This is a genomic window from Achromobacter sp. FW305-C-30-7, assembly GCF_058783105.1.
On record NZ_JBYSYI010000004.1, the window covers coordinates 472,755 to 495,378 of the forward strand.

The window sequence follows — 22,624 nt, forward strand, 5'->3', positions numbered from 1 at the left end:
GGGGTTGGGCCGGAATCCTCGTGGTTTCCGGGCCGCCATATTGGAAGACTGCGGCGTTCCGAACAATGACCGGGGTGATAAATTATCGTTGCCCTATGGGCAACACTCGAATCAACTTCAACCGGCGCGCCCAAGCGCCCCAGGAACGCGGGATATGCAGGAAATCAGCCAGGTCCGCCTGAAGTACTTCAACGAGGTCATGGCCTGCGGCTCGATCCGCGGGGCGGCCGACAAGCTGGATACGGCGGCCTCCGTCATCAGCCGGCAGATCCAGCTGCTGGAAAAGGAACTGGGCGTGCAGCTGTTCGAGCGGCGCTCGCGCGGGCTGACGCCCACCGAGGCCGCCGACATGCTGCTGGAGTACCACCGCGGCTGCCGCGCGCAGCAGGAACACCTGAACGCGCGCCTGCAGGAATTGCGCGGCATGCAGCGCGGCAACGTGCAGCTGATGATCAGCGAAGGCTTCATCGACGGCCTGATGGAACATGTGGTCGGGCCTTTCTGCATCGAGTATCCGCAGATCAACATCAGCGTCAACGTGGGATCCGTGAATGAAGTGGTCGAGGCGGTGGCCTCGGATGCGGCCCACATCGGGCTGGCCTACAACCCGCCCGTGGATCCGCGGCTGCGCTGCCGCGCCAGCCGCAAGCATCCAGTCTGCCTGCTGGCGGGCCGCGGCCACGCGCTGGCCGCAAGGCGCGGGCCGCTGACCATCGCCGACATCCTGCCGTACCCGTTCGCGCTGATGTCCGCGCCCTATGGGCTGCGCCAGGCGGTGGACCTGCTGGAATTCACCGAGCGCATCCATCTGACGCCCAGCCTTACCACCAACTCGCTACGCGTGCTGAAGCAGTACGCGATGACGGGGGCGGGCGTAACCTTGATGCCCAACCTGGGCGTGCACCATGAACTGGCCAGCGGCGAACTGGTCGCGATACCCATCGCCCATCCCATCCTGAGCGCGCCCGAATGCCAGGCGCTCTTGCGCCTGGGGCGGCCGCTGTCGTCCGCCGCCAACGAGGTCATGCGCCGCATAGAACAACGCCTGCCGGCGTTCTCGGGCGGCTGAGCGCCAGCGCGTCGGGCCACGTCCGCTTACAATGGGCGCACTTTCGGAGGTATCACCATGTCGGTCACAACCGATATCAAAATACGCCCCCTGGAGCGTGGCGACCTGCACTTCGTGCACAAGATCAACAATAACGACGTCATCATGCGTTATTGGTTCGAAGAGCCCTACGAGGCCTACGACGAACTGGTTGCCCTGTATGACCGCCACTTGCACGACCAGAACGAGCGGCGCTTCATCATCGAGCACGACACCGGGCAACCCGCCGGCCTGGTCGAGCTGGTGGAAATCGATTACATCCACCGCCGCGCCGAATTCCAGATCATCATCGCGCCCAGCTATCAGGGCCGGGGCTACGCCAAGGCGGCGACGCGTATCGCGGTGGGCTACGCCTTCCGCGTGCTGAACCTGCACAAGGTCTATCTGGTGGTGGACAAGGACAATACCGCCGCCGTGCACATCTACGAGCGCTGCGGCTTCCAGATCGAAGGGCTGCTGAAGGAAGAGTTCTTCTCCAACGGCGGCTACCGCGATGCCTACCGCATGGCGCTGCTGCAGCACGACCATCTGCGCGATGTCGGTCCCGGCGCGCCGGATGCGCCGGTGTTGCGCGACTGGCCGCAGGAAGAGCAGGCGGGCTAGAACCCGCCTGCGCCGGCGGCCATGCTCAGCATGTGCCGCCGGGGAGCCAGACTGTCCCCAGGGTCAATGGGCGGCTGGCGCCGCCCGCAACAGCCGCAGGCCGTTCGCCACCACCAGCAGGCTGGCGCCCACGTCGGCGAACACCGCCATCCACAGCGTGGCGTTGCCGGTCATGGCCAGGGCCAGGAACACGGCCTTGATGCCCAGCGCCAGCACGATGTTCTGCACCAGCACGCGATGCGTGGCGTGGGACAGGCGCAGGAAAGTGCCGATCTTGCGCAGGTCGTCGTCCATCAGGGCCACGTCGGCCGTTTCGATGGCGGTGCCAGTGCCGGCCGCGCCCATGGCGAAGCCGATGTCGGCGCGGGCCAGGGCGGGGGCGTCGTTGATGCCGTCGCCCACCATGCCGACGCGGCCGCCCGACGCCAGCTTGCTTTCGATGGCGGCCAGCTTGTCTTCGGGCAATTGGTCGCCGCGGGCTTCGTCGATGCCGACCTGCTGCGCGATGGCCTGCGCCGTGGGCGTGTTGTCGCCGGTCAGCATCAGCGTGCGCACGCCCAGGGCGTGCAGGTCGGCGATGGCGGCGGCGCTGGTCGGCTTGACCGTGTCGGCCACGGCGGCCACGGCCAGCACGCGGTTGCCGTCGGTCAACGCGATGGCGCTCTTGCCTTGGCGTTCCAGTTCATCCAGACGGGCTTCCAGCTTGGGGCTGGAGACGCCCAGTTCGCGCATCAGGCGGCGGTTGCCCAGCTGGAAGGTGACGCCCTCCAAGGTCGCGCTGACGCCGCGGCCCGGCAGGGCGGTGAAGTCCTGGACGTCCAGCAGGACCGTGCCGGCTTCGCGCGCGGCGTTGGCTACGGCCAAGGACACCGGGTGGTCGGAGCGTGCCGCCAGGCTGGCCGCGACCAGCGTTGCAGGCTGGCGGCTCTGGTCGGACAGGTCCCAATCCTGGATGTCAGTCTGCACCGGCTTGCCGTGGGTCAGCGTGCCGGTCTTGTCCAGCGCCAGCCATTTCAGGTTGCGGCCTTCTTCGAGGTACACGCCGCCCTTGACCAGGATGCCGCGGCGCGAGGCTGCGGTCAGGCCGCTGACGATGCTGACTGGCGTGGAGATGACTAGCGCGCAAGGGCAGGCGATGATCAGCAGCGCCAGGGCGCGGTAGATCGCGTCGAACCAGGGCTGGTCCCACAGCAGCGGCGGCAGCACCGCCACCAGCACCGCGATGCCCACCACGGCCGGCGTATAGATGCGCGAGAAGCGGTCGATGAAGCGCTGAGTCGGCGCGCGCGCGCCTTGCGCCTGTTCGACGGCGTGGATGATGCGCGCCAGCGTGGTGTTGCCGGCCGCCGCGGTGACGCGGTATTCGAAGGAGCCGGCTGCGTTGACGGTGGCGGCGTAGACCGGATCATCCTGCGCTTTTTCGACGGGCAGGCTTTCGCCGGTGATGGGCGACTGGTCCACGGCCGAGCTGCCGCTGACGATGATGCCGTCGGCCGCAATGCGTTCGCCCGGGCGTACCCGCACGATGTCGCCTACCTGCAGCCTGGCGGCAGGCACTTCCAGCCATTCGCCATTGGCCTGGCGCACGGTGGCGGTTTCCGGCGCCAGATCCAGCAGGCCGCGGATCGCGTTGCGCGCCCGGTCCAGGGAGCGGGCTTCGATCAGTTCAGCCACATTGAACAGGAACATCACCATGGCTGCTTCGGGCCATTGGCCGATCAGCACGGCGCCGGTGACGGCGATGCTCATCAGGGCATTGATGTTGAGGTTGCCGTTGCGCACGGCGATCCAGCCCTTGCGGTAGGTGGTGATGCCGCAGGCCAGGATGGCGGCCACGGCCAGGGCCGCGGTGACGCCCAGCGGCCAGCCGGCGAAATGCGACAGTTCGGACAGCGCGGCCAGGACACCCGCGCCGCCGATCATCCACCAGTTCACGGGCTTGGCGGCGGGGGCGGGCGTGCCGGGCGCGTTGTCGGCCAGGGGTTCCGGCGTCATGTCCAGCGACTTGATGGCGGCCATGACGCGGTCCAGCGCGCCTTCGGCGTGCACCACCGTCAGCACGCGCTGCATCAGGTTGAAGTCCAGCGCATGCACGTCGGCCATGTTGTCCAGCTTCTTGCGGATCAGCGTTTCCTCGGTGGGGCAGTCCATCTGGCCGATGCGCAGGCGCGCCAGCGACTGGCCCGGGCCGGCGCTGAGCGCGGCTGCGCCGGCGCCCGAGACGCTGAAGGGCTGGCCGTCGCCATGGCCGCAGCAGGCGTCGCCACCGTGATCGTGCTTGTGGCTGTGGTCATGTTTGTGATCGTGCGCGTGATCATGGCCGGCGCGGTCGTGGCTGTGATCATGGCCCGCGTGGCTGTGATCCGCGTGACCGTGGCCCGTGTGGTCGTGTCCGGCATGTTCATGTCCGGCAGCAGCCCGGGCGTTCCGGGCGGGAGCATCGTGTTCATCGTGCGCGCAGCAGCCGTCGCCTTGGCCGGTGGGCCTATGTTCGTGTTTTTTGACCGGAGGTAAAGACATCGTCCTCTGCCTTGAAATAAGCTGGTGACGCTATTCCACACCTTGGAGTTACTATAGGGTCAACCCCCTATATCAATCGGATGCGATCCGGGAGGCAGCGATGCGTATCGGCGAATTGGCCACGGCGGCCGGAACCACGGTCGAGACCGTCAGGTATTACGAGAAAGAAGGGCTGTTGCCGGCCCCGGAAAGGGGACTGAACAACTACCGCAGCTATGGCCAGCCGCACCTGGAACGGTTGCGCCTGATCCGCAACTGCCGTGCGCTGGACATGACGCAGGACGAGATCCGCGCCATCCTGTCGCTGGCGGACAACCATCAGAGCGGTTGCGGCCCTATCAATGAGTTGTTCGACGAGCACATCTCCCACGTGGACGAGCGCATCGCCGAACTGAGTCAGCTCAAGACCCAGCTCACCGAACTGCGCCAGCGCTGCCTGTCGGCCCGGCCCGATGCGGAAGACTGCGGCATCCTGCATGGCCTGAGCGAAATGCAGGTCGAAGAGCGCCAGGAACGCCATACGCACCTAGGCTGACCGCCACCGGTCGGGGCGGTTACGACCGCGGGCGATAGAGGCCCGCGTAAACAACTCCAGGGAAAACCCGCCGCGAAAAATGTGCGGCGGTGTCTTGTTGCGTCCCACATCAGCATGTAAGATGTCCAACATCCAACAAATAAAGACAAGGCAGCCGCGGTCCTCGACCAGCAGCGCCGAACAGAGAGGCAGACAAGCATGGACTCCAAGCCCTTGGGCCGATTCACCGTCCTGGACCTGACGCGAGTGCGCTCGGGTCCCGCCGCCGTGCGCCAGTTCGCGGACTGGGGCGCCACCGTCATCAAGATCGAGGAGCCGAGCGACGAGCAGGACGACAAACCGGGCGGCTCGGCCCAGTTCGCCGACTACCAGAACACCCACCGCAACAAGCGCAGCGTCACGCTGAACCTGAAGCATCCGCAGGGCCGGGCGCTGTTCCTGGACCTGGTGCGCCAGGCCGACGTGGTGGTGGAAAACTACCGGCCCAACGTCAAGTTCAAGCTGGGCATCGACTACGAGACGCTGCGCCAGGTGAATCCGCGCATCGTCTACGCCAGCGTCTCCGGCTTCGGCCAGGATGGTCCCTACGCGGGGCGGCCGGGACTGGACCAGATCGCGCAGGGCATAGGCGGGCTGATGTCGGTGACCGGGGAGCCTGGCCGCGGCCCGATGCGGGCCGGCATTCCGGTGGCGGACCTGACCTCCGGCCTGTTCTGCGCCATCGGCATCTTCATCGCACTGCTGGAGCGCGAGGTCTCGGGGCAGGGGCAGTGGGTGCAGACCTCGCTGCTGCAATCTCAGGTCTGGATGATGGATTTCCAGGCGATGCGCTGGCTGATGAACGGCGAGGTGCCGGGTCAGAGCGGCAACGACCATCCCACCAGCAGCCCGACCGGCGTGTTCCCCACCAGCGACGGCTATATGAATATCGCGGCCATGGGCAACGACATCTACGCGCGACTGTGCCGCGTGCTGGAACTACCGGAACTGATCGAGGACGAGCGTTTCCTGACCGTGCCGCTGCGGGCGCGCAACCGCCCGGCGCTGAACGCGGCCATCGGCGCGCGCACTGCCACCCGGCGCACCGCCGAATGGATAGCGCTGATGAACAAGGAGGGCGTGCCTTGCGGCCCGATCCTGGGCATGGACCAGACCTTCCAGGATCCGCAGGTGCAGCATCTGGGGCTGAGCCGCGAGATCCGGCATCCGTCGTTGGGACCGATTTCGGTGGTGGGGCAGCCCATGATCCTGAGCCGTTCGGCGCCCGGAGAAATGGCGCCCGCGCCGGAACGCGGCCAGCACAACGGCGACGTCTATGGCGGCATGCTGGGTTTGGCGCCTGCCGATTTGCAGCAACTGGCCCGCGAAGGCGTCATTTAAGGGATCCGTCCAGGTACCGAGCATAAAATCGCCGCCAAGGCCGCCAGCGTATCCGGCGGTCCAGACGGAGACAGCCCCCATGAACGCACCATCCACCGCCGCCGCCGACCAGGTTTTTTCCAGCCTGGGACGTCCCGATAATCTGCCGGACGAGATCGCCTCGCAGATCCGCCAGAAGATCGTGGCGCGCGAATTCGAGCCAGGCCAGCGCCTACCCACGGAATTCGAGCTGGCGCAGATGTTCGCCGTCAGCCGCAACGTGGTGCGCGAGGCGATCGCGCGGCTGAAGCTGTCGGGCTATGTCGACACGCGGCGCGGCGTGGGTTCCTTCGTGGCGCAGGACGTGGGCACGCGCAACTTCGAGATCGCGCCCGAAGATCTGCTCCAGCCCGAGCCGCTGGCGCACATCTTCCAGCTGCGCGTGGAACTGGAGTCTGGAGCGGCGGCGCAGGCGGCCTTGCATCGCACCTCCGAACAGATCGAAACCCTGCGCCAGGCCCTGCAACGGGTCGACGCGGCAGGCAACGATTGGCAGGCCGGCGCCGACCATGCGCTGGACTTCCACATGGCCGTGGGCGAGGCCACCAACAACCCTTATTTCGTGCGCCTGCTGGCGCACCTGCGCCACGTGTTCCGCGGCGCCGTGCGCACGTTGCGCTACACCAGCGCCGGCACCGAGCGCGTGCCGGAAATCGAGCGTGAACACCACCGCATCTTCGACGCCATCGTGGCCGGCGACAGCGAGGCCGCACGCCTTGCCATGCGCGCCCACCTGACCAATGGCATCCAACGGCACCAGACCGTCATACAAGGAAAGCAACCGTGAACATCCAACGCATCCTGCAGGGCGACATTACCGACAACATCGTGGCCGAGAAGCGCGGCGCGATAGGCTGGCTGACCTTCAACGATCCGCAGCGGCACAACGCCGTGTCGTTCGCCATGTGGGAGGCGGTGCCGGTGGTGCTGGAAGCCTTCCGCCAGGATCCGGAGATCCGGGCGGTGGTGCTGCAGGGCGCGGGCGGCAAGGCCTTTGTCAGCGGCGCGAACATTTCACAGTTCGATACGTTGCGCAGCGGCGAAGACGCGGTGGTCGAATACGAGCGCGTCGCCGAAACCGCGCAACTGGCGCTGTATGACTATGACAAACCCACGATCGCCTACATCCAGGGCTATTGCATCGGCGGCGGCCTGAACATCGCCCTGTGCTGCGACATCCGCATCGCTTCCGACAACAGCAGTTTCGCGATCCCCGCCGGCAAGCTGGGCCTGGGCTACCGCCTGACCGCGATCCGCAACTTGGTGACCGCGGTCGGCCCGGCCAATGCGCTGGAGATATTCCTGACCGCCGCGCGCTATGACGCCCATCAGGCCAAGGAACTGGGCCTGATCCGCAAGGTGGCGCCGGTGGAAGAATTGCCGCAGGTGCTGGAGACCATGCTGGTCCAGATCCAGGCCAACGCGCCGCTGACGCTGCGCGCCGGCAAGAAGATGATCCGCCAGCTCCAGCAACTGGGGCCGGAGGTCGATGTGGAAGGCATGCGCCGGCTGGTGCTGGCGTGTTTCGAAAGCAATGACTACCGCGAAGGCCGCAAGGCGTTCGCGGAAAAGAGAGCGCCGGTGTTCACCGGCACCTGATCTCCGGCCGCGGGCCGGATTCCCTACGCGGCTTGCGGGTCCGCGCCGTCGCTGGCGCGGCCGGGGGAGGCTTGCGTCCGGAATCCGCGCGCAGACCGGATCAACCCGGCCACCGATCCCATCGGGGACGGCCAGGCCATAGACCGCGCAACAAGCGCGGCGACGAGGAGACAGACATGAAAGCGGTTCATCTGAGGGCAGGCCTGGCGGGCCTGGCAGTGTGGCTGTGCGCGGCGCCGCTGCATGCGCAGGGGGCCTATCCCAGTCAGCCGGTGCGCATCGTGGTGGGTTACGCCGCCGGCGGCACCACGGACATCCTGGCGCGGGCGCTGGGCGAGCAGTTGAGCAAGGAGCTCAAGCAGCCGGTCATCATCGAGAACAAGGCCGGCGCCGCCGGCAACATCGCGGCGGCCTCCGTGCAGCAGGCCGCGCCCGATGGCTACACCCTGTTCATGGCCACCGTGTCCAGCCACGGCATCAACCCCGTCGTGTACAAGAAGTCGCTGGGCTATGACCCGGTGGGCGGCTTCACGCCGGTCAGCATGATCGCGTCCATCCCGTTGGTGTTGGTCACCAATCCCAAGCTCCAGGTCGCGTCGGTGGCGGACCTGGTCAAGCTGGCGCGCGAGAAGCCGGGCGACCTGAACTATTCTTCCAGCGGCAACGGCTCGCCGGTGCACGTGGCCGGGGCCATGTTCGCCTCGGAGGCCAAGGTGCAGATCCAGCACGTGCCGTACCGCGGCGGATCGTTGGCCAATTCCTCGGTCATGAGCGGCGAAACCCAGTTCAGCTTCGCCACCTTGCCCGCGGCCTTGCCGCAGGTCCGCGCCGGCGCGCTGCGCGCCCTGGCCGTCACCACGCGCGACCGTTCGGCGGAACTGCCCGACGTGCCCACGGTGGCCGAGGACCCCATGTTCAAGGGCTACGAGATCAACACCTGGAATGCGCTGATGGCGCCCAAGGGCACGCCGGACGCCGTGGTGGCAGTGCTGAACCAGGCGGTGGCGCGTTCGCTGGCCGTGCCGGCCTTGCAGACCCGCTTCAAGGGCGAGGGCGCGACGCCCGGCGCCAGCAGCCCGGCCGAGCTGGGCCAGTTCGTCAATGGAGAGTTGGCGCGCTGGGCGGGCGTCATCAAAGAGGTCGGCATCCAGATCGAATGACCTCTGGCGGTCCGGGGGGATGACGGCCTGCCGCGGAGGAGTGGCGTAATATGAATTGTGTTTCTTTCTCATTGACGCCAGATCCGATGACCACAACCCAGACCGCCACCCCGCTGCACGCCCTGAATACGCGCCGTTCCTTCAAGTTCCTCCGCGCCCCGGCCCCCAAGCCCGAGGAACTCGAACAGATCCTGCAGGCGGCCATGTCGGCGCCCGACCATGGCGCCCTGCGTCCCTGGCGCTTCGTGGTGATCCAGGGCGAGGCCATCGGCAAGCTGGCCGATCTGGCACTGGACGCCGTCAAGCGCAGCGGCGATCCGCGCATGACGCCGGAAAAGGAAAAGTCCGTGCGCGAGTGGATGGCCGGCGTGCCCCTGTTCGTGGCGGTGGCGCAGAAGATCGCGCACGACAACACCAAGATCCCGGAACAGGAACAGCTGCTGGCCACCGGCGCCGCCACCATGAACCTGCTGAACGCCGTGCACATGCTGGGCTACGGCGCGTTCTGGAGCACCGGCATCGGCACCTACGTGGAAGACGTGCAGAACGCGCTGGGCCTGGACGCGCTGGACTACCGTTTCCTGGGCTTTTTGGCGATAGGCACGCCGGCTTGCGCCGTGCCGCCCGCCAACCGCCCGGACTACCGCGAGTTCGTCACGGAGTGGACCGGTCCCGTTTGAGGCCGCGGGCCTCGCTGCTCCATACGAAAAACCGGCCATAGGCCGGTTTTTTTCATGAGGCGCTTGTCTAGCGCCGGCCCGCGATCGGCCGGAACGCCGCGCGCACGAGCTGCTCCAGGCCCCAGCCTGCGAAGTAGAAGAGGGCCAGCGTCGGCAGCCCGATCAGCAGGTAGCCGCCGACCCAGGACAGGTCGCCCAGCAGGCGGTCCAGGTTCAATTCATGCAGCAGCGCCAGTTGCAGCGCCAGCGGCAATTGCAGCAATACGAATCGTCCTTTGTCGTCACCGTCGGCCGAGAGCGCGGCGGCGATGCAGAGGATGACGATGGCGAGGTAAAGCGCGGCGAACACCATGCCGGTCCAGCTGAACCATTTCGAGGCGGTCAATCCAGGCACGTCGGTTTCCAAGGAATCGAGGCAGCAAGTATAGAGTGCGCTGTATCCCGCCCGGGCAGGTGCCGCCGGCCCGCCATCGCAAGCCGCGCTTGCGCCTTCGGAAATAAATGACAATAATTCTTATTTTTGATTGGCCCGCTTTCGCGTTCTCTTCCATGTCCCATCCCGCGCAGCCGATGCAGCCCTTCGCCGCCCAGTTGTACGAGGCCCATCATCCATGGTTGCTGGAATGGCTGCGCCGCCGGCTCGGTTGCCGCCATGATGCGGCCGACCTGGCGCACGACACCTTCGTACGGGTGCTGGCGGGTCGCCAGTCCGAAGCGATCCGGGAACCGCGCGCCTTCCTGACCACGCTGGCCCAGCGCACGCTGTACACCTTTTGGCGCCGCCGTGAACTCGAGCGGGCCTATCTCGACACGCTTGAATTGCTGCCGCAGGCGCACACGCCCAGTGAAGAGCAACGCGCGCTGGTGATCGAGGCTCTGGTGCAGATCGACCGCGTTTTGCAGCGCCTCCCGGCGCGCGCACGCCAGGTGTTCCTGCTGAGCCAGTTGGACGAACTGACGTATCCGCAAATTGCCGAGCGCCTTGGCGTGTCGGCCATCACCGTCCGGCGCTGCATGAAACAGGCCATCACGCTGTGCGTGGCGGCGCGCCTGGCGGCATGAGCGGACCGACGCTGCCGGCGGATCTCGAGGCCGCGGTCGATTGGATGGTCGTGCTGTCATCGGGCGTGGCCGGTGACGCCGAGCGGGTCCGCTTCGACGCCTGGCGGCGCGCCGATCCACGCCATGCCGCCGCCTGGGAGACGGTCGCGGGGGCCTTGAAAAGCACGTTCGCGCCCTTGCCCGACGGCATCCCGGCACGGGCCGCCGGGGCGGCCCTGGCCACCGCGCCCGCGCGGCGCCGGGCCTTGCGCAACGCCTTGGGCCTGGCACTGGCGGCGGGAGGCCTGGCGGTTCTGGTTGACCGGCAGACGCCATTGGGCACGTTGACCGCCGACCTGCATACCGGCACGGGAGAGCGCAGCACACACGCCTTACCGGACGGCAGCCTGTTGACCCTGAACGCACGTTCCGCGGTGGACCTGGAGTTCGACGGCCGCACCCGCATGTTGCGGTTGCGCGCCGGCGCGGTGTACGTGCGGGTGGCGGCCGATGCCGCGCGGCCGTTCATCGTCGCCAGTCCCGATGGCGAGGTGCAGGCCCTGGGCACGGTGTTCAGCGTGGCGCGCGACGAGCGCGGCAGCATCGCCTGCGTGATCGAACACAGTGTCGAGGTGCGCGCTGCGGGCCAGCGGCGCGTCCTGGCGGCGGGCGAGGGCGCCCATTTCGGCGCGCACGGCATCGGCGCGCCGGACGCCGCGTTGGCCGAGGCCGCCGCCTGGCGGGACGGCATGCTGGTGGCGCGTGACCAGCCGCTGGGCGCGGTGGTGGCGGCGCTGCGCCCCTACCGGCGCGGCTTTCTGCGCATCTCGCCCGAGGCCGCGCGGCTGCGGGTGCTGGGCGCCTTTCCGCTGGACGACACCGATCAGGTGCTGGAGTCGCTGCGGCAGACGCTGCCGATCTCGGTGCGTGCGCTGGGGGGCTGGCTGGTCAGCATCGATCTGCGCGCGGATGCACTCGGAAAAAAATGATCGCTTGCGCCGGACCCGCTGGACATACCTCCTGAAGCACACACTTGCCGCAGGAGATTCCATGTTCCCCGTTCGTACCGCGCCGCGCCTGGCGGCCGCGTTCCTCATCGCCCTGGCCGTGCCGGCCGGTTCCCTCCATGCTCAATCCCGCGCCCAGACGGGCGCGCCGGCGGCGCTGCGCTACGACCTGCCGGCCGCGCCGCTGGGCGATACCCTGACCCGCATCGCGCGCCAGAGCGGCCGTGCGGTGTCCGTCGATCCCGCACTGGTGGCGGGCCGCCAGGCCCCGGCCGTGGCCGGCACCTATACCGCCGAGCAGGCCCTGCGGCAGGCGCTGGCGGGCAGCGGGCTGGAACTGCGGATCACGGCCAACGGCACCTTCAGTGCGCGGCCTCTGCCGCAGGCGGGAGCGGCGGCCATGCTGGAGCCGGTGCGCGTGACCGGTACGGCCGAATCGCCCACCGGCCACGTCGACGGCTATGTGGCCTTGCGCAATATGGCCGGCACCAAGACCGACACGCCGCTGATCGAGACGCCGCAGTCCGTATCGGTGGTCACCAGCGACCAGATCCGCGTCGTCAAGGCCGGCAGCCTGGCCGACGCGCTGGGCTACACGCCGGGCGTGGCGACCCAGTCGCCGGCGTTCAGCCGCATGGTGGACGACCTGATGCTGCGCGGCTTCAACGTGGCCACCGGTAATTCCGGCCTGCTGCGCGACGGGCTCAAGCTGCAATCCAACGTCTACGACGGCGGCCAGGAGCCCTACGGGCTGGAACGCGTCGAGGTGCTGCGCGGCGCCTCCTCGGTGCTGTACGGCCAGCTCACGCCGGGCGGGGTGGTCAACGCCGTCAGCAAGCGCCCGACCACCGAGGCCCTGCGGGAGCTGAACCTGGAGACCGGCAGCTATGGCCGCCGGCAGGTGTCCGGCGATTTCGCCGGCGCGCTGACCGAAGACGGCGCCTGGTCCTACCGCCTGACCGGCCTGGCGCGCAACGCCGATAATTGGGTCGATCACGTGCCCGACGATCGTACCTACCTGGCGCCGGCCCTGACCTGGCGGCCCAGCGCGGCGACCTCGTTGACCTTGCTGGCCAGCTATCAGCGCATCCGCACCCGTTTCGCGCCGCCGATGCCGGCGGCCAACACGCTGAACGGCCAGATCCCACGCGACCTGTTCATCGGCGAGCCGGATTTCGACCGCTACGACACCGATACATACACTGCGGGCTACGTCTTCGAGCACGCCTTCAATGAGCGCGTCAAGCTGCGCCAGAGCGCACGCTATTTCACCGCGGACGGCAAGTGGGACTATCTGTCGTTCGGCGGCCTGCAGGCCAACGGCGTGACGCTGCGACGCGGCGTCGTCAGCCGGACCGAGCGTTCGTACGGCATCGCTGCCGATACCTCACTGGAGTTCAAGTTCGAGGGCGGCGGGCTGCAGCACACCATGCTGGCGGGCCTGGACTACTACCGCAGCAACTATGACACCAGCCGGCATTCCGGCACGGTGGCGCCGTTGGGCGACATCTACCATCCCGTCTACGGCGCGGTACCGGTGGTGAACACCGCGCGCGACAATGGCTTCGTGACGCGTTCGGACGGCATTGGGCTGTATCTGCAGGATCAGATCAAGATCCGCGATCAGTGGGTGGTGGTGCTGGGCGGACGCCAGGACTGGACCGATACCGATCAGCGCAGCCATGCCACCGGCGCCGCCACGCGGCAGCGCGATACCGCCACCACAGGGCGCGTAGGCCTGGTGTACCTGGCGCCGGCGGGCCTGGCACCCTATGTGAGCGTGAGCCAGTCTTTCGCGCCCACGGTGGGCATGGACCGCACGGGCAATGCCTTCAAGCCGACCAAGGGGCAGCAGTACGAACTGGGCCTGCGCTACGAGCCGCCGGGCAGCGACATGCTGTATAGCGCCGCCATCTATGACCTGACGCAAACCAACGCCCTGACCGCCGACCCGGTGGATCCGACCTATTCGGTGCAGACCGGCAAGGCCCGCTCGCGCGGCCTGGAATTGGAGGCCAAGGCGCGGCTGGGGGCGCTGAATCTGACCGCCAGCTATGCCTACACCGATGCGCGCACCATCCGCAGCACCTTGCCGGAACTGGTCGACCAGCGCACCACGCTGGTGCCGCTGCATAGCGCCGCGGTCTGGGCCGACTACAACCTGACCGCGGCCGGCGTGCCCGGGCTGACGCTGGGCGCAGGCGTGCGCTATGCCAGTTCGACCAACTTGCCAGGCTATCCCGCCGAGGTGCCTGGCCAGTTTCTTGTGGACGCGATGGCGGCGTACGACTTCGGCGCGCTCTCGCCCGAGTTCGCCGGCCTGTCGCTGACCGTGAACGCGCGCAACCTGTTCAACCGCGGCTACCTGTCGTGCGCTGGCGCCACGGGCTGCCGCTATGGCGAGCCGCGCACGCTCTACGCGGCCCTCAGCTACCGCTGGTAACGCGGCCCGGCGCGGCCCCTGTCTCGGGGCCGCGCCCTGTGCTACTCTGGCTCCCGGCCTTGCATGTTCATCCCTTTGCACGGGCCGACGATGGCAATGTCCGAGGTCACCCCCTTGGGCAGTGTCTTGGTAAGAAGAATGCGCATGACACGATCAAGCGTGGAGACAATACATGAGCCAATATGGGCCGTTGAAGTTGCACGTCCCGGAGCCTACCGGCCGCCCGGGTTGCAAGACCGACTTTTCCTATCTGCACCTGTCGCCGCCCGGCGATGTGCCCAAACCCCCCATTGATGTTGCCGCGGTCGATACCGGCGGACTGGCCTACAGCCTGGTCCGGGTGATCGCCGACGACGGCAGCGCGGTCGGGCCCTGGGCGCCGGAACTGAGCCACGAGCAGCTGCGCGCCGGCATGCGCAACATGCTGAAGACGCGCCTCTTCGATGCACGCATGCTGACCGCCCAGCGCAAGAAGAAGATCTCCTTCTACATGCAGAGCCTGGGCGAAGAAGCCATCGGCACGGCCCACGCCATGGCGCTGGAACAGGGCGACATGTGCTTTCCGACCTACCGCCAGCAAAGCATCCTGCTGGCGCGCGACGTCTCGCTGGTCACCATGATGTGCCAGCTGATGTCCAACGAACGCGATCCGCTCAAGGGCCGCCAGCTGCCGGTCATGTACTCCGATCGTGAACGCGGCTTCTTCAGCATCTCGGGCAACCTGGCCACGCAGTTCATCCAGGCGGTGGGCTGGGGCATGGCCTCGGCCATCAAGGGCGACACCCGCATCGCCTCCGGCTGGATCGGCGACGGCGCCACCGCCGAGGCCGACTTCCATACCGCGCTGACCTTCGCGCACGTCTACCGCGCCCCGGTCATCCTCAACGTGGTCAACAACCAGTGGGCCATCTCCACCTTCCAGGCGATTGCCGGCGGCGAAGGCGCGACCTTCGCGGGCCGCGGCGTGGGCTGCGGCATCGCATCGCTGCGGGTGGACGGCAATGATTTCCTGGCGGTCTATTCCGCCTCGAGCTGGGCCGCCGAACGCGCCCGCCGCAACCTGGGGCCGACCCTGATCGAATGGGTCACCTACCGCGCCGGCCCGCACTCGACCTCCGACGATCCCTCCAAGTACCGTCCCGGCGACGACTGGAGCCACTTCCCGCTGGGCGATCCGATCGCGCGCTTCAAAAAGCACCTGATCCTGCTGGGCATCTGGTCCGACGAAGAGCACGAAGCCGTCAAGGCCGAGCTCGACGCCGAGATCCTGGCGGCGCAGAAGGAAGCGGAAAGCTACGGCACCCTGGTGGACGGTCACGTCCCCAGCGCCGCCAGCATCTTTGAAGACGTCTACAAGGACATGCCGGAGCATCTGCGCCGGCAGCGTCAGCAGCTCGGAGTCTGATCATGGCTATCGATAACAACGCTGGTCCGGCCTCTGCGCCGATGACCATGATCCAGGCTTTGCGCTCGGCCATGGATGTGATGCTGGAGCGCGACAACAATGTCGTGGTGTTCGGCCAGGACGTGGGCTATTTCGGCGGCGTGTTCCGCTGCACCGAAGGCCTGCAGACCAAGTACGGCAGCTCGCGCGTGTTCGACACGCCCATCTCCGAAGGCGGCATCGTCGGCGTGGCGGTGGGCATGGGCGCCTACGGCCTGCGTCCGGTCTGCGAGATCCAGTTCGCCGACTATTTCTATCCGGCTTCGGACCAGATCGTGTCCGAGGCCGCGCGCCTGCGCTACCGCTCGGTCAACGAGTTCGTCGCGCCCATGACCATCCGCATGCCTTGCGGCGGTGGCATTTACGGCGGACAGACGCACAGCCAGAGCCCCGAAGCCATGTTCACGCAGGTCTGCGGGCTGCGCACCGTGATGCCGTCCAATCCCTATGACGCCAAGGGCCTGCTGATAGCGGCCATCGAGAACGACGATCCGGTCATCTTCCTGGAGCCCAAGCGGCTCTACAACGGTCCGTTCGACGGCCACCACGACCGGCCCGTCACGCCCTGGACCGGACGTCCGGGCAGTGTGGTGCCCACCGGCTACTACACCGTGCCGCTGGACACGGCCGCCATCGTGCGGCCCGGCAACGCGCTGACCGTGCTGACCTACGGCACCACCGTGCACGTGTCGCTGACGGCCGCCGAGGAAACCGGCATCGACGCCGAGGTCATCGACCTGCGCAGCCTGTGGCCGCTGGACCTGGACGCCATCGTCAACTCGGTCAAGAAGACCGGCCGCTGCGTGGTGGTGCACGAAGCCACGCGCACCTGCGGCTTTGGCGCCGAGCTGATTTCGCTGGTGCAGGAACACTGCTTCCATCATCTGGAGGCGCCCGTGGAGCGCGTGACCGGCTGGGATACGCCGTATCCCCACGCGCAGGAATGGGCGTACTTCCCCGGCCCGCGCCGGGTTGGCGAAGCGTTCAAGCGCGCGATGGAGGGTTGAGAGATGGGTATTCATGTCATCAAGATGCCCGACATCGGCGAAGGCATCGCGGAAGTGGAACTGGTCGCCTGGCACGTGAAGATCGGCGACATAGTGGCCGAGGACCAGCCGCTGGCCGACGTCATGACGGACAAGGCCACGGTCGAGATTCCCGCGCCGGTGGTCGGTCGCGTGGTCGCGCTGGGCGGGGACGTGGGCCAGGTCATGGCGGTGGGCGGCGAGCTGATCCGCCTGGAAGTGGAAGGCGAAGGCAACCTGAAACCGGGCGCGGATGCAGCACCGGCCAAGGCTGTCGCGGCTCCCGCTGCGACGCAGCCTGTTGCCGCCGCGCCCGCACCGCAGCCCGCGCCGGCGCCGAAGGCTGCCGCCGAGGCCGCCGCGCCCGTCAAGCCGTCCGCGCAGTCGCCGGCCCAGCCCGCGCGCCAGGCGCCCGCCGCCGTCGCGCGCCAGCCCGGCGACAAGCCGCTGGCCTCGCCGGCCGTGCGCAAGCGCGCCTGGGACCTGGGCATCGAATTGCGCTACGTGCAGGGCAGCGGCCCGGCCGGCCGCATCCTGCACGAAGACCTGGACGCCTACCTGCAAGGGCAGGGGGCGGGGGCTCAAGCCCGTGGCGGCGTGGCCTACGCCGAGCGCAACGACGAGGAAAACGTGCCGGTCATCGGCCTGCGCCGCAAGATCGCGCAGAAGATGGCCGAGTCCAAGCGCCGCATCCCGCACTTCAGCTACGTCGAGGAAATCGACGTGACCGAACTGGAAGAGCTGCGCGCCAGCCTCAACCAGAAATGGGGCGCCTCGCGCGGCAAGCTCACGCTGTTGCCGCTGCTGGCGCGCGCCATGGTGGTGGCGTTGCGCGATTTCCCGCAGATCAACGCGCGCTACGACGACGAAGGCGGCGTGGTCACGCGCTACGGCGCGGTCCACATCGGCATCGCCACGCAAAGCGACGGCGGGCTGATGGTGCCGGTCATGCGCCACGCCGAGGCGCGCGATCTTTGGTCCATGGCGGCCGAGATCGTCCGCCTGGCCGAGGCGGTGCGCACGGGTAGCGCCAGCCGCGACGAACTGTCGGGGTCCACCATCACCATCACCAGCCTGGGCCCGCTGGGCGGCATCGTCACCACGCCGGTGATCAACCATCCGGAGGTCGGCATCGTGGGCGTGAACCGCATCGTCGAGCGGCCCGCCATCCGCAATGGCGCCGTGGTGGCGCGCAAGTTGATGAACCTGTCGTCGTCCTTCGACCACCGCGTGGTGGACGGCATGGACGCGGCGCGCTTCATCCAGGCGGTGCGCGCGCTGCTGGAACAACCCGCGCTGCTTTTCGTGGAGTAAGCATGAGCCAGATCACTAAGACTACGACTTTGCTGGTGATCGGCGGCGGCCCCGGCGGCTACGTCGCCGCCATCCGCGCTGGCCAACTGGGCGTGCCGACCATCCTGGTCGAAGGCGCACAGTTGGGTGGCACCTGCCTGAACATCGGCTGCATCCCCTCCAAGGCGCTGATCCACGCGGCCGAGGAATTCGACAAGGCGCGCCATTACGCCGGCAAGTCGGCACTGGGTATTTCGGTGTCGGCGCCCGCCATCGACCTGGCCCAGACCGTGGCCTGGAAGGACGGCATCGTCGGCAAGCTGACCGGCGGCGTGGCCGCGCTGCTGAAGAAGAACGGCGTGGAAGTAGTGCGCGGCTGGGCCCGGCTGCTGGACGGCAAGACGGTGGAAGTGGACAGCGGCGAATCCGGCGTCATCCGCATCCAGTGCGAACACCTGCTGCTGGCGGCGGGCTCCGAGCCTACGCCGCTGCCGTCCATGCCTTTCGGCGGCATGGTGGTGTCGTCCACCGAGGCGCTGTCGCCGACCAGCATCCCCAAGCAATTGGTGGTGGTGGGCGGCGGCTACATCGGCCTGGAACTCGGCACCGTGTACCGCAAGCTCGGCGCCGAAGTGGCGGTGGTGGAAGCGCAGGACCGCATCCTGCCGACCTACGACGCCGAACTCACCAAGCCGGTGGCCGCCGCGCTGACGAAGATGGGCGTGGATCTGCATCTGGGGCGCAAGGTGCTGGGCCTGAACGGCGCCGGCAATGCGGTGCGGGTGCAGGATGCGGCCGGCGTCGAAACCCTGTTGCCGGCCGACCGCGTGCTGATTGCGGTGGGACGGCGTCCGCGCACGCAGGACTGGGGACTGGAAAGCCTGCAGCTGGACCGCAAGGGCAACGCGCTGCGCATCGACGACCAGTGCCGTACCTCCATGCGCGACGTCTGGGCCATCGGCGATATCGCTGGCGAGCCCATGCTGGCGCACCGCGCCATGGCGCAGGGCGAGATGGTGGCCGAGTTGGTGGCGGGCAAGCGCCGGCATTTCCAGCCGGCGTCGATTCCGGCGGTCTGCTTCACCGATCCCGAGGTCGTGGTGGCGGGCCTGTCGCCCAATGAGGCGGAAAGCGCTGGCCTGGATTGCCTGACGGCGTCCTTCCCGTTTGCCGCCAATGGGCGTTCGATGACGCTGGAATCCACCGACGGCTTCGTGCGCGTGGTCGCGCGCCGCGACAACCACCTGATCCTGGGCTGGCAAGCGGTGGGGCGTGGCGTGTCGGAACTGTCGACGGCCTTCGGCCAGTCGCTGGAAATGGGCGCCACGCTGGAAGACGTGGCGGGCACCATCCACGCGCACCCGACCCTGGGTGAAGCGGTGCAGGAAGCGGCGCTCAAGGCGCTGGGCCACGCGCTGCACATCTAGGAGCCGCGGAACGCCGCGCTCGCGCGGCGTTCCGTCGAAGGCCTGGGCGTTTGCCTAGCGAGGGGCTACGGCTTGCGCCAAGGCGGCGCTGAATCCCTCCACCGCAGGATTGCCCTGGTCGCGCAACGCCGCCAACACCACCTGAGCCGTGGCTCCCGCCACATCGCGCAAAGGCAGGAAACGCAATGAATCCGTGCGCATCCGGGACAATGATTGGGGTACCAGCGCCGGCCCGATGCCGGCTTCCACCAGCGTCAGCAGCGTGGGAATGACGCTTTCCTGCGCGATTTCCGGCTTCAGTTGGGCGCGCGCGAACAGCGCCTGGATCATGCTGCGGAAGTACGGTGAGATGTCCTGGCGGTAGCCCACCAGGGGAAATTCCAGCAGTTCTTCCAGCGCAACATCGCGCTGATGCGCCAGCGCATGGTCGTGGCGCAGCGCCACGCGCAGGGGCTCTTCGTAGATGACGCGGGTCGCGATATCCGCGTCCAGCGGATGCGGACGCATCAGCGCCACGTCGACGGCGCGCGACCGCAGCGCGGGCTCCATGTCCACGGAATTCATCTCGCGCAGGTCGATGCGGACTTCCGGGTGCGCATCGCGATAGTGGCTGAGCGCCGACACCAGCGGCGAACTCGCGGCGCTGGGCGTGATGCCTATCACCAGCGAGCCGGTCTCGCCGCGCGCCGTCCGCCGCGCCTGGCGCAGCATGAGCTGGGTATCCGCGGCGATCTTGCGCGCCCGCTCGTACATGATTTCGCCAGCGGGCGTCAGTTTCACCGAGCGCGTGGTGCGCACGAACAGGGGTACGCCGACGATCGCTTCCAGCCGCTTGATCTGCTGCGTCAGGGGCGGCTGCGTCATGAACAGGCGCGCCGCAGCGCGGGCGAAATGCAGTTCTTCCGCCAGCGTGCAGAACAGGACCAGCAGCCGGCCGTCCAGGAAGATTAATTCAGATTTCGACATAATTAAGGCGAAATTACATATTGGACATAGATTAGTCCAGTTCCTAAGATGCCGCATCGCTTCATTCAACCGGCATGCCGGATTCGCCCATGTCCCTAGCTCCATTTCCCGTTTCGGTCACTGCCATCGCTCAAGGCGTGAGGGACGGCGAGGCGGCAGTGTTCGCGGCGGCGCGCCAGAGCCTGGCGGCCATCGCCCGGCAAGAGCCGGCGATCCGCGCCTGGAGCCATGTGCTGCCCGTCGCGGCGCTGGAACAGATGGAACCGGCGCGCCATGCCGCTGGCGCGCTGGCCGGCGTGCCCATCGGCATCAAGGACGTGATCGACGTGGCCGATATGCCCACCAGTTTCGGGGCGCCTGCCTTGATGGCCGGCGAGGCCGCGTTCGACGCCTGCTGCGTGGGCATGTTGCGCGCGGCCGGCGCGATCCCCGTGGGCAAGACGGTGACCGCCGAATTCGCCTTCAGGACGCCAGGTCCCACCCGCAATCCCCATGCGCCGGCGCATACGCCTGGCGGCTCTTCAAGCGGCTCCGCAGCCGCCGTGGCGGCCGGCATGGTGCCTGCCGCCCTGGGCACGCAGACCGGAGGCTCGATGATCCGCCCGGCCGCGTATTGCGGAGTGGTGGGATTCAAGCCTAGCGTAGGCCGCGTGTTCCGGGACGGCATGAAGCTCACCTGCGAATCGCTGGACACCATAGGCTGGTACGCGAACAGCGTGGCGGATGTCCAGGCCATTGCGGATGTGCTCATCGGCGGCGCGGACGCGGACGCCGCGGAGCAGCGGCAACTGACCATTGCGGTGCAGCTGAACAATCCGAAGGCCGGACTGTGCGCCGAAAGCCAGGCCGAGTTAGAGCGCGCCCGCGCAGTCCTGGCCGCGCATGGGCTGCGGTGCGTGACGGTGGAACCCGAGCACGAGACGGCGCTCTTGCTGCAGGCGCACGACGTGATCATGCACTACGAGTTCGCGCGCAGCCTGGCGCCGGTATTGGAGCGCCAGGGGCACGCCCTGAGCGGCGCCTTACGCCAGGCGGTGGCGCATGGCCTGGCCATCGGGGCCGGGCAGTATCAGGAAATGCGCGAGATCCAGGCCGCGCTGCGCCACGGCTGGAGCGCGCTCTACGGCGGCGCCGACCTGGTGCTTACGCCCAGCACGCCGGGGCCCGCGCCGCATGGGCTCGAACACACCGGCGACGCCTCATACAACAAGATCTGGTCGGTGCTGGGATGGCCATGCCTGCACCTGCCGACCGGGTTCAGCCGCGCGGGGCTGCCTTTGGGCATGCAATTGGTCGGCGATCTGGGCGAGGACCAAGCCTTGCTCGCCGTCGGCCGGAAGTTACATCATCTGCTGAAACAGCAAGGGGAATGAAATGGGATTCAAGACACTGAGGCAGGGCATGTTGGCCCTGTGCGCCGCCGCGGCCGTGACGGGAATGGGGCAGGCCCACGCGGCCTTTCCTGACCGTCCCATCAACGTGGTCGTGCCCACGGCGGCCGGCGGCACGGTGGACATCGTTGCGCGCATCATGGCGGAAAAGCTCGGCGCCGAACTCGGCCAGCCCGTGGTCGTCATCAACAAGCCTGGCGCCGGCGGCGTGGTGGGCACGCAAGCCTTCCTGCGCGAGCCGCAGGACGGCTACACCGTGCTGTTCACGGCCAACAGCAACCAGTTGATCGTGCCCTGGGTCTACAAGGACGCGAAATTCGATCCGATCAAGGACTTCACGCCGATCGCCGCAGTGGGTGAAGTGCCCAACGTGTTGTGCGTGAATCCCGCCTTTCCCGCCAAGGACATGAAGGAATTCATGGCCCTGATCAAGGCCAATCCGGAAAAGTACCAGTACGCCTCGGCCGGCGCGGGGACCTTGAACCATCTGCTGGGCGTGATGCTGGACCAGATGGGCGGCCTGCGCATGCAGCACATTCCCTATCGCGGCGTATCGCCGGCCATGGCGGACGTGATGGGCAATCAAGTGCCCATGCTGTTCGCCAGCCTGCCTTCGGCGGTCGAAGGCATCAAGGCCGGCAAACTGCGCGCGCTGGGCGTCAGTAGCGAAAAGCGCAACGCCCTGCTGCCTGACGTGCCGGCCATCAACGAAGCCATACCGGGTTTCCGCGGCGACCTGTGGGTCGCGTTCTATGGCGCCAAGGAAGCGCCCAGCGCGTCTATCGACACCTTGCACCAGGCCATCCGGAAAGTCCTGGCGGACCAAGCGCTGCAACAGAAGTTCGACCAGCTGGGGGTGACGATGATGCATGACGGCCCGGCCGAGCTGGCGGCGCGGCAGCAGGCCGAGTTCATGCAGTGGAAGCAGGTGGTGCAGGCCTCGGGTGCGAGCCCGGACTAAGG

At 67.6% G+C, this 22,624-nt stretch carries 20 protein-coding genes and 1 pseudogene; 18 read left to right on the plus strand and 3 right to left on the minus strand.

Going from position 1 to position 22,624, the window contains the following annotated elements; all coding sequences use genetic code 11:
• The first annotated feature begins 154 nt into the window (after nucleotides 1-154).
• Nucleotides 155-1,069, plus strand: a complete 915-nt coding sequence (locus AC3WOB_RS16065) for a LysR family transcriptional regulator (RefSeq protein ID WP_013393256.1) — start codon at nucleotides 155-157, stop codon at nucleotides 1,067-1,069.
• A 57-nt stretch (nucleotides 1,070-1,126) separates the two neighbouring features.
• Nucleotides 1,127-1,711, plus strand: coding sequence for a spermidine N1-acetyltransferase (gene speG / locus AC3WOB_RS16070; RefSeq protein ID WP_013393257.1), 585 nt, complete (start codon nucleotides 1,127-1,129; stop codon nucleotides 1,709-1,711).
• A gap of 63 nt (nucleotides 1,712-1,774) precedes the next feature.
• On the opposite strand, the gene AC3WOB_RS16075 is transcribed toward speG, so the two are convergent.
• On the minus strand, nucleotides 1,775-4,231 hold the full coding sequence (locus AC3WOB_RS16075; RefSeq protein ID WP_492275583.1) for a heavy metal translocating P-type ATPase: 2,457 nt from the start codon (nucleotides 4,229-4,231) through the stop codon (nucleotides 1,775-1,777).
• A gap of 100 nt (nucleotides 4,232-4,331) precedes the next feature.
• Here AC3WOB_RS16075 and cadR point away from each other — a divergent pair, with 100 nt between their 5' ends.
• The 6 genes from cadR (at nucleotide 4,332) to AC3WOB_RS16105 (ending at nucleotide 9,624) form a co-directional block, all read left to right on the plus strand.
• Nucleotides 4,332-4,766 carry a Cd(II)/Pb(II)-responsive transcriptional regulator gene (cadR, locus tag AC3WOB_RS16080; protein WP_013393260.1) on the plus strand — a complete coding sequence of 145 codons (435 nt, stop codon included), beginning with the start codon at nucleotides 4,332-4,334 and terminating at the stop codon, nucleotides 4,764-4,766.
• 198 nt (nucleotides 4,767-4,964) lie between these two features.
• Nucleotides 4,965-6,146 carry a CaiB/BaiF CoA transferase family protein gene (locus tag AC3WOB_RS16085; RefSeq protein ID WP_492275584.1) on the plus strand — a complete coding sequence of 394 codons (1,182 nt, stop codon included), beginning with the start codon at nucleotides 4,965-4,967 and terminating at the stop codon, nucleotides 6,144-6,146.
• 79 nt (nucleotides 6,147-6,225) lie between these two features.
• On the plus strand, nucleotides 6,226-6,972 hold the full coding sequence (locus AC3WOB_RS16090) for a FadR/GntR family transcriptional regulator (RefSeq protein WP_492275585.1): 747 nt from the start codon (nucleotides 6,226-6,228) through the stop codon (nucleotides 6,970-6,972).
• Entirely contained in the window at nucleotides 6,969-7,784 is an 816-nt protein-coding gene (locus tag AC3WOB_RS16095) for an enoyl-CoA hydratase (RefSeq protein WP_492275586.1), read from the plus strand. Before AC3WOB_RS16090 ends, AC3WOB_RS16095 begins: the two co-directional genes overlap by 4 nt.
• Nucleotides 7,785-7,960: 176 nt before the next feature.
• Nucleotides 7,961-8,944, plus strand: coding sequence for a Bug family tripartite tricarboxylate transporter substrate binding protein (locus tag AC3WOB_RS16100; protein ID WP_492275587.1), 984 nt, complete (start codon nucleotides 7,961-7,963; stop codon nucleotides 8,942-8,944).
• A gap of 86 nt (nucleotides 8,945-9,030) precedes the next feature.
• Nucleotides 9,031-9,624 carry a nitroreductase family protein gene (locus AC3WOB_RS16105; protein WP_041653427.1) on the plus strand — a complete coding sequence of 198 codons (594 nt, stop codon included), beginning with the start codon at nucleotides 9,031-9,033 and terminating at the stop codon, nucleotides 9,622-9,624.
• 67 nt (nucleotides 9,625-9,691) lie between these two features.
• Here AC3WOB_RS16105 and AC3WOB_RS16110 read toward each other — a convergent pair whose 3' ends face one another.
• Nucleotides 9,692-10,018 (minus strand): hypothetical protein, encoded by a 327-nt coding sequence (locus AC3WOB_RS16110; RefSeq protein ID WP_492275588.1) that lies wholly within the window; start codon nucleotides 10,016-10,018, stop codon nucleotides 9,692-9,694.
• Nucleotides 10,019-10,173: 155 nt separating this feature from the next.
• Here AC3WOB_RS16110 and AC3WOB_RS16115 point away from each other — a divergent pair, with 155 nt between their 5' ends.
• From AC3WOB_RS16115 to lpdA, 8 genes and pseudogenes are all read left to right on the plus strand, one after another.
• Nucleotides 10,174-10,686, plus strand: coding sequence for a sigma-70 family RNA polymerase sigma factor (locus tag AC3WOB_RS16115; RefSeq protein WP_492275589.1), 513 nt, complete (start codon nucleotides 10,174-10,176; stop codon nucleotides 10,684-10,686).
• Nucleotides 10,683-11,654, plus strand: a complete 972-nt coding sequence (locus tag AC3WOB_RS16120) for a FecR domain-containing protein (RefSeq protein ID WP_492275590.1) — start codon at nucleotides 10,683-10,685, stop codon at nucleotides 11,652-11,654. The genes AC3WOB_RS16115 and AC3WOB_RS16120 overlap by 4 nt, the downstream gene beginning before the upstream one ends.
• 61 nt (nucleotides 11,655-11,715) lie before the next feature.
• Nucleotides 11,716-12,024 (plus strand): annotated as a pseudogene (locus AC3WOB_RS16125) (STN domain-containing protein); the annotation flags it as partial.
• Nucleotides 12,025-12,150: 126 nt separating this feature from the next.
• On the plus strand, nucleotides 12,151-14,115 hold the full coding sequence (locus tag AC3WOB_RS16130; protein ID WP_492275672.1) for a TonB-dependent siderophore receptor: 1,965 nt from the start codon (nucleotides 12,151-12,153) through the stop codon (nucleotides 14,113-14,115).
• Between the two features lie 172 nt (nucleotides 14,116-14,287).
• Complete coding sequence (locus AC3WOB_RS16135; protein WP_013393267.1) at nucleotides 14,288-15,520, plus strand: 3-methyl-2-oxobutanoate dehydrogenase (2-methylpropanoyl-transferring) subunit alpha; 1,233 nt, start codon at nucleotides 14,288-14,290, stop codon at nucleotides 15,518-15,520.
• 2 nt (nucleotides 15,521-15,522) lie between these two features.
• Nucleotides 15,523-16,566 (plus strand): alpha-ketoacid dehydrogenase subunit beta, encoded by a 1,044-nt coding sequence (locus tag AC3WOB_RS16140; protein ID WP_088140004.1) that lies wholly within the window; start codon nucleotides 15,523-15,525, stop codon nucleotides 16,564-16,566.
• Between the two features lie 3 nt (nucleotides 16,567-16,569).
• Entirely contained in the window at nucleotides 16,570-17,898 is a 1,329-nt protein-coding gene (locus AC3WOB_RS16145) for a dihydrolipoamide acetyltransferase family protein (protein ID WP_492275591.1), read from the plus strand.
• 2 nt (nucleotides 17,899-17,900) lie between these two features.
• Nucleotides 17,901-19,304, plus strand: a complete 1,404-nt coding sequence (gene lpdA / locus AC3WOB_RS16150; protein ID WP_013393270.1) for a dihydrolipoyl dehydrogenase — start codon at nucleotides 17,901-17,903, stop codon at nucleotides 19,302-19,304.
• 54 nt (nucleotides 19,305-19,358) lie between these two features.
• On the opposite strand, the gene AC3WOB_RS16155 is transcribed toward lpdA, so the two are convergent.
• Nucleotides 19,359-20,270, minus strand: a complete 912-nt coding sequence (locus tag AC3WOB_RS16155) for a LysR substrate-binding domain-containing protein (protein WP_492275592.1) — start codon at nucleotides 20,268-20,270, stop codon at nucleotides 19,359-19,361.
• Between the two features lie 89 nt (nucleotides 20,271-20,359).
• Between AC3WOB_RS16155 and AC3WOB_RS16160 the strand changes: the two genes are divergently transcribed.
• A complete protein-coding gene (locus tag AC3WOB_RS16160; protein WP_492275593.1) occupies nucleotides 20,360-21,643 on the plus strand; it encodes an amidase in 1,284 nt (427 codons plus the stop codon).
• Between the two features lies 1 nt (nucleotide 21,644).
• Nucleotides 21,645-22,622 (plus strand): Bug family tripartite tricarboxylate transporter substrate binding protein, encoded by a 978-nt coding sequence (locus AC3WOB_RS16165; RefSeq protein ID WP_492275594.1) that lies wholly within the window; start codon nucleotides 21,645-21,647, stop codon nucleotides 22,620-22,622.
• The last annotated feature ends 2 nt before the right edge of the window (nucleotides 22,623-22,624 follow it).

Bases quoted from the DNA above. Each gene is read 5' to 3' on its own strand.
- AC3WOB_RS16135 (WP_013393267.1), top strand. From the start codon at position 14,288: ATGAGCCAATATGGGCCGTTGAAGTTGCACGTCCCGGAGCCTACCGGC.
- AC3WOB_RS16165 (WP_492275594.1), top strand. From the start codon at position 21,645: ATGGGATTCAAGACACTGAGGCAGGGCATGTTGGCCCTGTGCGCCGCC.
- AC3WOB_RS16075 (WP_492275583.1), bottom strand. From the start codon at position 4,231: ATGTCTTTACCTCCGGTCAAAAAACACGAACATAGGCCCACCGGCCAA.
- speG (WP_013393257.1), top strand. From the start codon at position 1,127: ATGTCGGTCACAACCGATATCAAAATACGCCCCCTGGAGCGTGGCGAC.
- lpdA (WP_013393270.1), top strand. From the start codon at position 17,901: ATGAGCCAGATCACTAAGACTACGACTTTGCTGGTGATCGGCGGCGGC.
- cadR (WP_013393260.1), top strand. From the start codon at position 4,332: ATGCGTATCGGCGAATTGGCCACGGCGGCCGGAACCACGGTCGAGACC.
- AC3WOB_RS16155 (WP_492275592.1), bottom strand. From the start codon at position 20,270: ATGTCGAAATCTGAATTAATCTTCCTGGACGGCCGGCTGCTGGTCCTG.
- AC3WOB_RS16085 (WP_492275584.1), top strand. From the start codon at position 4,965: ATGGACTCCAAGCCCTTGGGCCGATTCACCGTCCTGGACCTGACGCGA.
- AC3WOB_RS16145 (WP_492275591.1), top strand. From the start codon at position 16,570: ATGGGTATTCATGTCATCAAGATGCCCGACATCGGCGAAGGCATCGCG.
- AC3WOB_RS16065 (WP_013393256.1), top strand. From the start codon at position 155: ATGCAGGAAATCAGCCAGGTCCGCCTGAAGTACTTCAACGAGGTCATG.
- AC3WOB_RS16105 (WP_041653427.1), top strand. From the start codon at position 9,031: ATGACCACAACCCAGACCGCCACCCCGCTGCACGCCCTGAATACGCGC.
- AC3WOB_RS16160 (WP_492275593.1), top strand. From the start codon at position 20,360: ATGTCCCTAGCTCCATTTCCCGTTTCGGTCACTGCCATCGCTCAAGGC.
- AC3WOB_RS16130 (WP_492275672.1), top strand. From the start codon at position 12,151: ATGGCCGGCACCAAGACCGACACGCCGCTGATCGAGACGCCGCAGTCC.
- AC3WOB_RS16115 (WP_492275589.1), top strand. From the start codon at position 10,174: ATGTCCCATCCCGCGCAGCCGATGCAGCCCTTCGCCGCCCAGTTGTAC.
- AC3WOB_RS16120 (WP_492275590.1), top strand. From the start codon at position 10,683: ATGAGCGGACCGACGCTGCCGGCGGATCTCGAGGCCGCGGTCGATTGG.
- AC3WOB_RS16090 (WP_492275585.1), top strand. From the start codon at position 6,226: ATGAACGCACCATCCACCGCCGCCGCCGACCAGGTTTTTTCCAGCCTG.
- AC3WOB_RS16100 (WP_492275587.1), top strand. From the start codon at position 7,961: ATGAAAGCGGTTCATCTGAGGGCAGGCCTGGCGGGCCTGGCAGTGTGG.
- AC3WOB_RS16140 (WP_088140004.1), top strand. From the start codon at position 15,523: ATGGCTATCGATAACAACGCTGGTCCGGCCTCTGCGCCGATGACCATG.